Raw genomic sequence first — 12,791 nt, 5'->3', positions numbered from 1 at the left:
TCGTATGGGCAAAAAAGTAACCATGCAGCAAATCGCTGATGCAGCGGGTGTGTCGAAATTCGCAGTTTCCCGTGCTCTGACGGGAAAACCGGGAGTGAGTGAACAAACCCGGGATATGATTGTGAGAACGGCCGGACAACTTGGGTATTTCAAGGCTGAACCGAAACGTTATTCTGTGGAGCCGCAGCCTGAACGTGGCATTAAGCAATTGCAAACAGGCACGATTTTGATTTTGTTTCCCAACATTCGGTCCCAGAATCGCTCTTCACTGTATTGGGGGCCAGTATTTGATGGCATTTCTGCACGACTTAATGAACAGGGCATGGATATATTAACGTTGACCGAGCCGTCTTCGGACCGGATGTTCTCTGTCCTCAATCCTGAAGCGATTAGTGGAATTATAACAGTGGGCTCCATCTCAACGCCTATTTTGCTAGAGATTTACAGGCTTCAAATTCCGCTTGTGATGGTCGATCACGAAGACCCCGCCATTCACGGAGATACCGTATTTACGGACAACATGAAGTGTATGAAAGAACTGGTGCTGATGCTCGTAGGCAAAGGGTACAAACGGTTCCAGTTTGCCGGCCAGTTACCTGATGCTGCGAGCTTCAGGGAGCGATGGATGGGGTACCGGTCGGTACTGGAAGAAATGCAGCTGCTGGGGACACAACGCGCGGACTTGTTGGGCCCGGATCTTCGGCTTATTCAGAAGGCCATTATTGAGATGCCGATAGCCGATATTCCTGAAGTCATTGTCTGTGCCAATGATCACACAGCTGTCAATGTACTGCGCGCCTTGCAAAACAGGGGAGTTTCGGTGCCTGAACGCTGTGCGGTAACCGGGTTTGATAACACCAGTATGGACGAGCCCATTCTTGCCACGGTTCATATTAATAAGGAGAACCTTGGCATAAGGGCGGTAGATCAATTATTATGGCGTATGGATCATCCAGATGAACCTTATGAACGCAAGTTGATCTATTCTGAACTGGTTGTTCGTGATGAATATAATGCTGTGCGGGAGCAGGTTGAAGGTGAATAATATATAGAGGAATGGAAGAGACATGAGTGTAGTGAAGCTCATGTCCTTTTTTTGTTTTGTTATTTGGTTTTTATTTTGCAAAACAGATTGACTGAGACAGGCTTATCATGTTAATTTTGTTTTGTGAGTTATTCGTTTTTATAATAACAAAACCTAACAAAATGTCGTTTCGATTCAAATCACTTCATCGATAAACGGAGGCTGTTATGAGTAAAATACAATCACAGATTTTTCAGAACTGGACATTCAAGGCTTGTGAGGATCAGGAATGGATGCCGGCTCAGGTACCCGGCTGTGTTCATACGGATCTGCTGAAACTGGACAAGATTCCGGACCCGTTTTATGGAACTAACGAGAAAGAGGTTCAGTGGATTGACAAGAAGGATTGGGAATACCGTACAGAATTTGATGTGAACGAGGATTTGCTGTCCCAGGAACATTTACAGATTGTCTTTGAAGGTCTCGATACGTATGCAGATGTATATGTGAATGAACAGCACGTTTTATCTGCTGACAATATGTTCAGAGTGTGGAACGTGGATGTAAAGTCGATTGTAAAGGGGAATGGTAACGTACTGCGAATCCGCTTTCGGTCCCCGATTCAGGAAGATCTGCCCAAGCTGGAGAAGCTCGGGTATGCACTGCCCGCATCCAATGATCAATCCGACGTTGGTGGACTTGGTGACAAAAGGGTCAGTATTTTTGCCCGAAAAGCACCGTATCACTATGGTTGGGACTGGGGTCCTCGCTTCGTGACAAGCGGCATCTGGCGTGAAGCACGTCTGGAAGGCTGGTCTGAAGTGAAAATCAATGATGTATTTATCCGGCAAAACGAAGTAACCGCTTCCGTGGCTTCACTGACAGCGATTGTGGAAGTAGAGACGGCGAGCCCGATTGAAACGGTGATTCGGATCGGTACGGACGGTCAGACATGGGAGCAGACTGCAGCCTTGCAATCAGGTGTACAAACGATAGAGATCCCCATTGCCATCAACGAACCGAAGCTGTGGTGGAGCCGGGGACTCGGTGATCCGCACATGTACTCTTTCGTAACGGAAGTTCTGCAAGGGGAACAGGTTGTAGCTGATTCAACGGTAAAAACAGGACTTAGATCCATACGTCTGGTTCGGGACAAGGATGAAGCTGGAGCTTCCTTCTATTTTGAATTGAACGGGGTAGCGGTCTTTGCCAAAGGCGCCAATCACATTCCGAACGACAGCTTCATCACCGAAATTACAGCTGAACGATATCGGCATGAGATCGTTTCCGCAGCCGAGTCCAACATGAACATGCTGCGTGTATGGGGCGGCGGGATCTATGAAGAAGATGTATTCTATGAATTGTGCGATGAGTATGGCTTGCTGGTGTGGCAGGACTTTATGTTTGCCTGCAGCATGTATCCGGGTGATGAAGCATTTCTGAACAGTGTGAAACATGAGGCCATTGATAATGTAAAACGGCTTCGCAACCATCCAAGCATCGTCTTGTGGTGCGGCAACAACGAGATTGATTCGGCTTGGGCTCATTACATTGAGAACGGCGGCTGGGGCTGGAAAAAGGACTATACTGCGGAACAGCGTGAGAAAATCTGGGCAGACTATGAAGCCATCTTCCATGAACTTCTGCCTGAAGTTGTTGAAACCTTCGCACCGGGTGTAGATTACTGGCCTTCTTCGCCTCTGGTATCGCTGACAGGTGATGAGAAGCAGCATGCTCACCCATCGACAGCAGAAGGGGATATTCACTACTGGGGCGTGTGGCACAGCGTTGAACCTTTTGAAAACTACAACGTTCACGTTGGACGCTTCATGAGTGAATACGGCTTCCAGTCTTTCCCCGAATACAAATCTGTTCGCAAGTACGCCGAGGAAGAAGATTTGGCACTGGAATCCGAAGTTATGCTGGCACACCAAAAGAATGGTGCAGGTAACCGCCTGATCAAGCAATACATGGATATGTACATGCATGAACCGAAGGATTTCCCATCCTTCCTGTACATGAGTCAAGTACTTCAGGCAGAAGCTATGAAAACAGCCATTGAGGCACATCGCCGCCGCAAACCGTTCTGTATGGGGACGCTTTACTGGCAGATGAATGATTGCTGGCCGGTCGCTTCCTGGGCAGGCATGGACTACTTCGGTAACTGGAAGGCATTGCAATATTACGCCAAACGCAGTTTTAGTGATGTGCTGATCTCTGTAGATGGTACGAAGGAAGATGCGACAGATATTTATCTGATCTCGGATCAGTTGCAACCTGTTGAAGGCCGATTGCAGGTACGCCTGATCGGATTCGATGGTACGGTATATCGAGAGGAAGAGCATGCAGTGGCACTGGAATCCAATTCCGGTAAACTGGTTCTGTCTTTGAAATCGTCCGACTGGTTGCAAGGCCATGATGCAGCAACAACGCTGTTACGATTGGATCTGAAGCAGGATGGGCATGCAGACATCGTGCAGGAGCACTATTTTGCACCGTCGAAGGATATTGGCTTGAAGAAGGCTGCAATCCAGGTGACTGAGGTTCAGGAGAATGATGGCGTATATCTGGTGCTCGAAAGCGACGTTCTTGCCAAACAGGTATGGATTTCGTCAGAGGCAGAAGGCGTGTTCTCGGATAACTTCTTCGATCTCATTCCAGGCATTCCGGTGAAGGTCCAGTTCACATCCAGAGAGGGATTACAGAAAGCTGGCGCAGCTTCGGAAACGGGTGCAATTCAGGTTCGTTCGATGGCTGATTTTATCAAATTGTAATCCGATTATCTTGTTAACTGAGAGGCATTTTATATCCAAACCGTTGATTCTCCCTTTGTAGGGAGACAGCGGTTTTTTATTTTTTCATGCTTAAAAGACTTATGCTTCTAAGAATCGTACAGATTCGCTATAATTGATAATCATTATCATTTGTGAGGGCTCACTAGATTGTTTATTGGCTAACACATATAAATGGGAGAGGAAATCAACATGAGTATTCATGATCATATTCAGTTGTGGGATCAGGTTCAGGTGCGAGTTCTGGATGTTCGGCTTATGAATGTTCAGGATAGTGAGGAATTGAGGAACTATGTTTTACCTACCAGTGCGTTTGTGTTTGTAACGGGTCGGGGACAACTGTGGCTGGATCAGGAAGTTTGGACAACGAGCAGGTTTCTATTATTGCATGGGGGGAAGGGGTGCTGTTTGACGGTTGAAGCTAGTGGCAATGGAACCATGGAAGCTTATCTGATTTTCTACAAATCAACGTTACCTGCAAACGTTTTGCGAGAGTATCGGATAATGCTGATAAATAGCAATCCTTTTGAGCAAAGCTGGACAGCCGAGCCGGACAATCCGCTCGAATTGCGTGAGCTCGTTCGCGATATTCATCATTGCTGGACCGAACAGGGTTCTCTGAATAAACTCCAGGTAAAAGCTCGCTTTTTTCAACTGGTACAACTTGTGTTACGGCAGCGGGTGCAGATGCAAGGTATAGAACAATTGCCTTCACTTAGCGAATATGTCCTGCGATATCTTACAAACCATTTTCGGGAACCAATTTCCCTAGAGTCGCTGGCGAAGTCTTTAAATTATAGTCCACAGTATCTTTCACGCAAATTCAAGGAACAGACGGGAGTTACGCCGACAGAATATATGATTCGCATGCGAATGAATGAAGCTCGTCTGCTGCTCACTACGTCAGAAGCGACTTTGAATGAAATTGCTGCTTATGTGGGCTATCCCGATCCTTTTTATTTCAACCGGGTATTTAAGAAAGAACTGGGGACAACGCCAGGACAATTTCGCTTGAAACATCGTAATCCATTGAAGAGAGTTTCAAAAAGTACAATAAAGGAAACAAAGGAATCCATTGTAACGGGACCGTCTGGAAGGTATCCTTTAATTGATGATGATAATCATTATCAATACAAGGGAGAAGAGGAAATAAAAATGTTTAACAATCTAAAAGCGGCATTAATTTCGCTTGTGTTGGTTTTCACAATGAGTGCATGTGGAACAGCGGGGCAGAACGCAGTGTCATCAGATGCAGTTGCTGAACCTGAACAAACAGCCACTGCTGAAACAAAAACCGTAACAACTGCATTTGGCGATGTGGAGATTCCCGCTCACCCGCAGCGAGTAGCGGCAATCGATTATTTGGGAACAGTTCTTGCTCTAGGTATCAGGCCGATAGGTGGAGGGCAATTTCTGATGAATAGTCCTTATCTGGAAGGAAAATTGGACGGAGTTGAAACGATTGGGGATTCAATTGAACAATTAATGGCACTGGAACCCGATCTTATTATTACATTGAATCCGGACAAGGCGGCTTATGAAAAATACAGCAAGATAGCACCAACTGTTTCGATCGCATCCATCACTTTTCCAACATTAAAAGACGAGGTGAATTATTTCGCTAACGTGCTTGGCAAAGAAGCTGAAGCCAAAAAGTGGCTGGCTGATTTCGATGAAGAAATTGCGAAAATCAGGCAGGATGTGCAGGACGTAGTTCCAGCAGATGCGACCTTCTCGGTCATGCAGGAATATGATCGTCAGGTCTTTATTTTTGGAGAACAGTCTGGACGAGGAGGCCGTAACCTCTACGAGCTGCTTGGATTACAAGCTCCAAAAACTGTGCCTTCCGAGTTGATGCAGGGGGCATATCATGAATTCTCCATAGAACTGCTATCCAAATACGCCGGAGATTATATGGTTTTGACCAGTTCTGCACAGCTGGAAGAGCTTCAGGCTGACCCGGTGTGGGGTTCATTGCCTGCGGTCAAGAACAATAAGGTATACATATGGACGGAGGAAGAATCCTGGTTCCGTGATCCGATCGCTTTGCTCAAGCAGACACAGGACCTGGCTGACTGGATCATTGAGCTGAATACATCCAAATGAAGAATTAAATATGTGAGCTAAAGGTTGTAGCCCCACGCTTAAAGGCCCGAGTGCATTTCACATGCACAGCGGGCCTTTTCTTTTTTTTGAACACGTTTTTCGGGGAACGGGATGCTTCTTACGCTTTGATCTCGACAATCTCAATATCGTAGCCATCGAGTTTCAAATGAGGTCCTTTATCTATGCCGTCCAGCGCACTGGTATATGAGGCTTTCAACTGAATGGAGACAGGTTCAGGACTCAAGTTCAGAATAAAACGAAATGATCCATTCGGACCGGTCCGGGTGGTAATCTGTACTCCGTCAGGGAAAGCTTCAATTCCCGTAAGTTGGAGGTGATCCCCAATGGTTCGCAGCAGCTTGCGCAGGTAAGCCTCTTCCGGCTGGGTGCCTACGTAATAGACTTCACCCTCACCCCAATGATTTCGCGTAACAGCTGCACTTTCCGCATAAAATTGATCCCGCATACACAGCGACTGGTTGTGCAGTGTCCAGTTCAAGTACATCTGCCCACTGGGATGCGGCGTATGAATTGCCCTGATCATCTCGAATCATGATGGTGTCACTGCCAACTGGATCATATTCGGTCACTCGCACACCAGAACAAGCAGACAACAGACCCGGAAGCGGGGCCATCACGCAGACGTTGTTGTCATCCTTAACGCCGGAACGATGCGTTAGAATGAGGGTTCCTCCTGCAGCTGCAAAAGCTTGCAGTCGTTCTGCTGTCTCTTCGTCCAGGAGGTACAGATGTGGGGCAATAATGATTTTGTAACCATTGAAAGCTTCGGAAGAGTGAATGACATCCGTACTGATTCCTGATTTGGTCAAAGCACGATGCCAAACCTTTATGTTTTCGTAGTAGTCCAATCCCTCTGCCTGGGGTTGGATATGCAAGGCGTATAATTGCTCATGCGAATGCAAGATAGCGACTTCATTGCGTAATGTAGATCCTTGAAGGCGTTCGCCGAGTCTGTTTACCTCATTGCACAGCTGCTGGAATTCCTTGAACCGACGGCCTGGAACGTTGCTGTGGTCTATTAGGCCATGCCAAAATTGTTCTGCTCCTACCGTTGCACTCCTCCAGCGGAAATGCACAACCGCATCCGCTCCGCGAGCTATGGCCTGCCATGAGTGGGCACGCAGAAAACCTGGACGCGGAGTGCGCCACATTGGAAACCAGCACCCGGGTGGTCCGCTAAGCTGTTCCATAATCCAGAAATTGCGACGTTTGATGCCGCGGGTCAGATCCAGAGACAGTGCGCCGCTGTAAGGTGACGTATCGGTTTTGTTTGGTGATGGTTCGGATAATAATCGAAGGAAGCGAAGTCCAGTTCCTTGGCAATCTTATATTGATCTGCCTTTTGCGGGTAGCTATGAAAATTATGGGTGATCACATGGTCAGGACAATTCCTGCGAATGATCTCTACTTGAATCTGCTGAAATGAAACGATGGAATCGGACTGAAAACGGGAATAGTCCAGCAGATAAGAAGCGGCTCCAAGCGAATTCACCCACACGTACAATACGTACACCACTATCGGCCATCAAACGGGCATCCTGTTCCCATAACGAAGGGTCCCAATGTTCGGGGTAATGATTTAGCACGATTTTGCTATTTATGTAGAGTAAATGATACAGGATCCTATCTCATATCTGCCGGGTGGTACGTTCTGGTTGCATATTTTTTAATTGAATGTTTCTATGCATAATTTCCCTGTAATAACAAACAATACATTCAAATTCACACAGGGAAGGGAAGTGCCTGAGCATGTGCAACCGTTTTTCATTGGCAGCTGATTTGGATGAGGTAAGGGACCATTTCAAGATTGAACGCGTGATGTATTACTATAAAAACCGTTACAATATCAGTCCAACCCAGCATACACCTATTATTTTGCATCAGGATGGGGAGCGGGTACTCGACGAGTTTCGGTGGGGGTTTATCCCGTTCTGGGGCCGCGATGCCGTGAACGCCAATCTTATGACCGTGCATGAGAACCCGTCCTACTACAAGCTGGTGGAAACGAAACGCTGCGTTATTCCGTGCAATGGATTGTACTACTGGCGCCAGGAAGGCAAGAAAAGTTATGCAGTGCGCGTCGTGATGCCTGACCGTGGATTGTTTGGCATTGCGGGATTATATGAAATATGGAAGGACACACGCAAGCAGCCGCTTCGCACCTGCACGATGCTGATGACAGGGGCTAATATGGTAACTCGCGAATTCGGCAGCAAAATGCCAGCGATCCTGTCTGAAGAAGAAATTAACACCTGGCTTGATCCGGCCAATACACGAGTGACTCAGTTACTGCCTCTTCTGAAATCGTACAACACGACCGAAATGAATCTGTATCCGGTGACACCGATGGTAGCCAACGATGAACATGATTGTTATGAATGTGTGGAAGAGATGGACCTGAAGCTCGCATATGTGCGCAATTTCTAATCGTATGCTGTGGATGGGCCTCCATAGGGTGGAGTGTAATGAGACACTTCGCCCTTTTTGTTTTGAGCTTGGTGGAGAGCGAATGTGTTTAATTAATGAAGAATAAGATCGTATAAAAACAGATTGAAATGAAAAGTTGAAATATGGAGTAATAGTAACTATAATGGTTACAGTAATCGAAATACGTATTCATATATCTATTTAAAGAGATATTAAAATCAGGAGGGAACCACGAATGAATCCAAAGTATAGCCCGATGTTTGAACAAGTTTCACTGCCGAGCGGCATCAGTCTCAAGAACCGGATCGTACTCGCTCCTATGACCCATATGTCCTCCAATCCTGACGGTACCGTATCCGATGCAGAACTGGCATATTACGCACGTCGCACCGGTGGTGCAGGTATGTCCGTGACTGCGGTAACGTATGTTACGCCAAACGGTATCGGATTCCCGGCGCAATTTGCCGCTTATGACGATAGCTTCGTTCCCGGCCTGAAACGCCTCGCTGAAACAATCAAGCAGCAAGGTTCCAAAGCAGTTCTTCAAATCTTCCATGCCGGACGTCTCACTCCGGAACAAGCTGTACCGGCTGGTCAAGTGGTTGCGCCTAGCGCCGTTGCCAGTGAGCGTCCAGGATCTCCTGTACCAAGAGAGCTGTCTGACGAAGAAATTACGTCCATCATCAACGATTTCGGTGAAGCGACACGTCGCGCCATCGAAGCCGGATTCGACGGTGTTGAGATTCATGGTGCCAATGGTTATCTAATTCAGCAGTTCTTCTCCCCGCATTCCAATCGCCGTGAAGACCGCTGGGGTGGCAGCATTGAGAAACGCCTGACATTCCCGCTTGCAGTCGTGGATGAAGTGCAGAAAGTCGTAGCCAAACATACCAAACTGCCATTTATTGTCGGGTATCGTTTCTCTCCTGAAGAACCGGAAACGCCGGGTCTGACCATGGAAGAGACTTACGCGCTCATTGACGCACTGAAAGAAAAAAATCTGGATTACTTGCACGTGTCCCTGAACGAGTTCTGGTCCAAACCGCGTCGCGGCGAGGCTGACAATCGCTCCAGAATGGAATTCATCCTTGACCGTGTAGGCGGCAAGTTGCCAGTGATCGGTGTAGGTTCAATCCATACGGCGGACGAGGCAGCGGAAGCTCTTCAAAGCGGTGTGCCATTGCTTGCTATCGGACGTGAGCTGATTATCGAACCGGACTGGGTGGAGAAAATCGAGAGCGGACGCGAAGAGGATATCGAGACCGTTTTGACCAAAGCGGATCAGGAACGTCTGGTCATCCCTGACGGGTTGTGGAATGCGATTATCAACACGCCGGGCTGGTTCCCTTTGGCAGACGATAAATAATACTTCTCAAGCATGGAATGGAGGGAGCATACGCTCCCTCTTTTTGCACATTCTCCGTCCTGATAAAATTCTCCTTCAGGTAGCACTGTGGTATGATGGGATGTACAGGATTCATCTTGGATATCAACGGTTTGGAGTGAATGGATAATGCTCGTGGCTGAACGTTATGAGAAAATTGTGGAATGGGTGGATTCGCAGGGAAGCATGCGTGTAACCGAACTTAGTGAGCGTTGCGGGGTAACGGAAGAGACGATTCGCCGTGATCTGGACAAGTTGGAGCAGGCTGGCAGGCTTAGAAGGTCGCACGGCGGCGCAGTCAGTGTAAAATACAAGGATGAAGGACACCCGGAAATCCCTTATCCCGAACGTGCGGTAACTCATGCTGAAGAGAAACGCAGAATTGCCGAAGAGGCGATCAAGATGGTAGAGCCAGGCGACCGGATTGCACTGGATGCGAGTACAACAGCATGGTATATGGCGACAGGACTGCCGAATATTCAGCTCACTGTACTGACCAACTCCATCAAGGTAGCGGCTGAGCTGAGCAGCAAGGAACAGATCAGGGTTATTGCTACGGGTGGACAGCTTGCTTCCAAGTCTTTGTCTTTTGTGGGCCCGCTCGCTGAGCGTTCTCTCGATGCTTACCATGTGGACAAGGTATTTTTGTCCTGCAAAGGTGTGCACATGACCAAAGGCATTAGTGAATCGAACGAATTACAAGCTTTGGTGAAACAGAAGATGATCAGCATTGCGGATGAAGTTATTTTGCTCGCGGATTCGAGCAAGTTCAATATACAGGCTTTTACAAGAGTCGCAGCACTCAGCAGTGTGGCCAAAGTCATCACTGATCTGGGGCTGGATGAACAGCACGTTAGCGCATTAAACGAACAATCCATACTCTGTAAACGAGTGTAGTAATAGAAAGGAATGAGTGAAATGAAACATCCTTTTCATCTGAAAGCCGTATGGAATGGCGGACGTAACAGTGAGGGAACGATCGATGCCGGAGGATTAAAATCGGTTATATCCATCCCGCAGGAAATGGGCGGTCCAGGTACAGGTACGAATCCTGATGAAATGCTGCTCGGTGCCGCATCAACCTGTTACCTGATCACACTGGCAGCCATGCTGGAACGTTCGGATATTACACCGAATGAGCTGACACTGGAGTCGGAAGCAACGGTGGATGTGACCAATAACATATTTACGTACGAACGAATTGTGCATAGACCTCGTATTGTGCTTCAGTCGGATGCAACGGAGGCCGAATTCGCCAAGGCGGATCGACTTGCACATAAGGCTGAAGAATCCTGTATGATCTCAAGAGCGGTCGCAGGGAATGTGAAGATTGAAACTCAGCCTGTCATTGTAACAGCCGACATTAACGCAGTCTAATATATGAAGAAGAGGCGGCCTCGGCCGTCATTTGTTTAAAATAAGGGGAAGTTCGGTATGAATTCACAGAAAAGCAAAGCCAACCGATTTGCGCGTTTAACACGTGCAATGAAGCTGAATTTTCTCAAATTGTTACGTGCTCCCGGAGGGGCGCACAAAGTATCCACCGGATTTGCAATCGGTTTTGGTCTGGAGTTAATCGTGATCTCCACGGCATCGCTGATCTATCTCGTGTTCTACCCCATTGTCCGTTTGTCTGGCGGCTCGCTGCCGGCAGCCATTGTGGGCAATGTGATCGGGAAACTGACGTTTCTTCCGATCCTGCTGATGCCGCTAGCCAAGCAGATTGGATCATGGATTTTGCCAGCACACAGCATGGGACAGGGGCCTGTCCACGAAAGTGCATTCATGGAACTGTTTCGTGGCAACTGGTCCGCCTTGAGTGAACTTTTGCTGGGTGGGCTTGATATCCTGGCAGGCATGTCTGTCTTTGGCGTGATCCTGGGTGTGATTTCTTACTTTGTGGTCAAATTCTTCTACGTAAGAGCAATTCAACGCCGTTATGAACGCCGCCTGGCGGCAATGTCCCCTGGACCGGCATCCGTGCTGATCAGGAAGACATCACAATCATAACCGGCAGAATGATCATGGAAGCAGCGGTGGTCCATAGAATGCAGCGGGACACAAATTGCGGAGATGCATTGAATTGTTCAGCCAAAATAACGGCGTTTACTGCCGTTGGCATGGATGCGAGGATCAGCAGAACACTGAATAGGATGCCTTCAACCTGAAGCGCGGTCAGAATCAGGTAAGATAGGACCGGCGCAGCGGCGAGACGCACCACAAGTCCAGTCCAGAAGGCACGGCGTACATTGGGCTGCCAAGGCTCCGCGAAACCGCGAGGTCTCAGCATCTGTGCACCCAGAATGGCCAGAACAACCGGGGAATAACCTGCGGCCAGCATTGAAATGCCGCCATCCAGTGCATCAGGCAGACTTATGCCAGTTGAACGCAGAACAATGGCGATGGCTGCAGCATAGATGGAAGGCATACGGAAAACGGACAGAATGGCATGTTTGACTGTGAATTCCGATCGGGCCGCAAAGAAAATTCCTACGGTATTCACAATGATCATCTGCCCGATCACATAGACCGAGGCCTTGTCCAATCCAAGTTGTCCAAAGGCAAGCAATACAAGCGGGAGTCCGTAATTCACACAGTTTGTAAAGGTGGAGACAAGGGTAAGTCCCGCTTTTTCGCTTGCGCCCAAGTGGAAAATCCGGCTCAACAGCTCGGCAAGCGCCCATAGGGCGATCAGATTGATGATGGAAAACCAAAAGGTGCCTGTGACGTCCGTCCAGGTAATTTCGGCATGAAGCAGTGTATCAAAGATAAGCGCAGGGCTCAGAATATAAAGGGAGAAAGTGGAGAGTGAGCGAGTATCCCAATTTCTGAACCGCTTTAGCAGTATGCCTCCGATGACGGGCAGTGATATGGGCAGAAAAACATGATATAACGTAAGCAAAAATGATTGAAGCAACCGAATTCAGTCCTTTCATGATGAAAAACCTATCTAATCATAGCAGAAGTTGTCCCCTGTCGTGAATGGATATTGGGATGATATCCTAGAATAATTGGAAACTAACAGGTTAATGCAGGT

General features: G+C 47.8%; 12 protein-coding genes and 1 pseudogene. 8 read left to right on the top strand and 5 right to left on the bottom strand.

Annotation, left to right across the window (positions count from 1 at the left end; all coding sequences use genetic code 11):
• Positions 1-4: 4 nt before the first annotated feature.
• The 3 genes from AB3N00_RS06415 (at position 5) to AB3N00_RS06405 (ending at position 5,922) form a co-directional block, all read left to right on the top strand.
• On the top strand, positions 5-1,045 hold the full coding sequence (locus AB3N00_RS06415; protein WP_413033839.1) for a LacI family DNA-binding transcriptional regulator: 1,041 nt from the start codon (positions 5-7) through the stop codon (positions 1,043-1,045).
• Between the two features lie 206 nt (positions 1,046-1,251).
• The gene (locus AB3N00_RS06410) at positions 1,252-3,798 is read left to right on the top strand and encodes a beta-mannosidase (protein ID WP_413033838.1); all 2,547 of its coding nucleotides are present in this window, start codon (positions 1,252-1,254) and stop codon (positions 3,796-3,798) included.
• Between the two features lie 210 nt (positions 3,799-4,008).
• Positions 4,009-5,922, top strand: a complete 1,914-nt coding sequence (locus tag AB3N00_RS06405) for an ABC transporter substrate-binding protein (RefSeq protein ID WP_413033837.1) — start codon at positions 4,009-4,011, stop codon at positions 5,920-5,922.
• A gap of 118 nt (positions 5,923-6,040) precedes the next feature.
• Here the strand turns inward: AB3N00_RS06405 and AB3N00_RS06400 are convergent, their stop codons facing one another.
• From AB3N00_RS06400 to AB3N00_RS06385, 4 genes and pseudogenes are all read right to left on the bottom strand, one after another.
• Positions 6,041-6,388: a beta-galactosidase trimerization domain-containing protein gene (locus AB3N00_RS06400; RefSeq protein WP_413033836.1), complete on the bottom strand. Its 348-nt coding sequence runs from the start codon at positions 6,386-6,388 to the stop codon at positions 6,041-6,043.
• A complete protein-coding gene (locus AB3N00_RS06395) occupies positions 6,333-6,818 on the bottom strand; it encodes a beta-galactosidase trimerization domain-containing protein (protein WP_413035207.1) in 486 nt (161 codons plus the stop codon). The genes AB3N00_RS06400 and AB3N00_RS06395 overlap by 56 nt, the downstream gene beginning before the upstream one ends.
• A 135-nt stretch (positions 6,819-6,953) precedes the next feature.
• A pseudogene (locus AB3N00_RS06390) lies at positions 6,954-7,375 on the bottom strand (beta-galactosidase); the annotation flags it as partial.
• A complete protein-coding gene (locus AB3N00_RS06385; RefSeq protein WP_413033835.1) occupies positions 7,323-7,529 on the bottom strand; it encodes a beta-galactosidase in 207 nt (68 codons plus the stop codon). The pseudogene AB3N00_RS06390 and the gene AB3N00_RS06385, both read right to left, overlap by 53 nt.
• Before the next feature lie 163 nt (positions 7,530-7,692).
• Between AB3N00_RS06385 and AB3N00_RS06380 the strand changes: the two genes are divergently transcribed.
• The 5 genes from AB3N00_RS06380 to AB3N00_RS06360 all read left to right on the top strand — a co-directional run bounded on the left by AB3N00_RS06380 (position 7,693) and on the right by AB3N00_RS06360 (position 11,764).
• Complete coding sequence (locus tag AB3N00_RS06380; RefSeq protein WP_413033834.1) at positions 7,693-8,370, top strand: SOS response-associated peptidase; 678 nt, start codon at positions 7,693-7,695, stop codon at positions 8,368-8,370.
• Between the two features lie 235 nt (positions 8,371-8,605).
• Entirely contained in the window at positions 8,606-9,736 is a 1,131-nt protein-coding gene (locus AB3N00_RS06375) for an NADH-dependent flavin oxidoreductase (RefSeq protein WP_413033833.1), read from the top strand.
• A 147-nt stretch (positions 9,737-9,883) separates the two neighbouring features.
• Positions 9,884-10,651 (top strand): DeoR/GlpR family DNA-binding transcription regulator, encoded by a 768-nt coding sequence (locus AB3N00_RS06370; protein ID WP_413033832.1) that lies wholly within the window; start codon positions 9,884-9,886, stop codon positions 10,649-10,651.
• Positions 10,652-10,672: 21 nt separating this feature from the next.
• Positions 10,673-11,131, top strand: coding sequence for an OsmC family protein (locus AB3N00_RS06365; protein ID WP_413035206.1), 459 nt, complete (start codon positions 10,673-10,675; stop codon positions 11,129-11,131).
• A 57-nt stretch (positions 11,132-11,188) separates the two neighbouring features.
• Entirely contained in the window at positions 11,189-11,764 is a 576-nt protein-coding gene (locus tag AB3N00_RS06360; RefSeq protein WP_413033831.1) for a DUF2062 domain-containing protein, read from the top strand.
• Here the strand turns inward: AB3N00_RS06360 and AB3N00_RS06355 are convergent.
• Positions 11,742-12,671, bottom strand: a complete 930-nt coding sequence (locus tag AB3N00_RS06355) for an AEC family transporter (protein WP_413033830.1) — start codon at positions 12,669-12,671, stop codon at positions 11,742-11,744. The genes AB3N00_RS06360 and AB3N00_RS06355 overlap by 23 nt on opposite strands.
• Between the last annotated feature and the right edge of the window lie 120 nt (positions 12,672-12,791).

This window comes from Paenibacillus xylanilyticus, assembly GCF_047246825.1.
GTDB classification, from domain to species: Bacteria; Bacillota; Bacilli; order Paenibacillales; family Paenibacillaceae; genus Paenibacillus; species Paenibacillus xylanilyticus_B.
This window is presented reverse-complemented; position numbering and strand designations above follow the sequence as displayed.

Coding starts and splice junctions, on each gene's coding strand:
- AB3N00_RS06415 (WP_413033839.1), top strand. CDS start 5: ATGGGCAAAAAAGTAACCATGCAGCAAATCGCTGATGCAGCGGGTGTG.
- AB3N00_RS06410 (WP_413033838.1), top strand. CDS start 1,252: ATGAGTAAAATACAATCACAGATTTTTCAGAACTGGACATTCAAGGCT.
- AB3N00_RS06405 (WP_413033837.1), top strand. CDS start 4,009: ATGAGTATTCATGATCATATTCAGTTGTGGGATCAGGTTCAGGTGCGA.
- AB3N00_RS06400 (WP_413033836.1), bottom strand. CDS start 6,388: ATGCGGGATCAATTTTATGCGGAAAGTGCAGCTGTTACGCGAAATCAT.
- AB3N00_RS06380 (WP_413033834.1), top strand. CDS start 7,693: ATGTGCAACCGTTTTTCATTGGCAGCTGATTTGGATGAGGTAAGGGAC.
- AB3N00_RS06375 (WP_413033833.1), top strand. CDS start 8,606: ATGAATCCAAAGTATAGCCCGATGTTTGAACAAGTTTCACTGCCGAGC.
- AB3N00_RS06370 (WP_413033832.1), top strand. CDS start 9,884: ATGCTCGTGGCTGAACGTTATGAGAAAATTGTGGAATGGGTGGATTCG.
- AB3N00_RS06365 (WP_413035206.1), top strand. CDS start 10,673: ATGAAACATCCTTTTCATCTGAAAGCCGTATGGAATGGCGGACGTAAC.
- AB3N00_RS06360 (WP_413033831.1), top strand. CDS start 11,189: ATGAATTCACAGAAAAGCAAAGCCAACCGATTTGCGCGTTTAACACGT.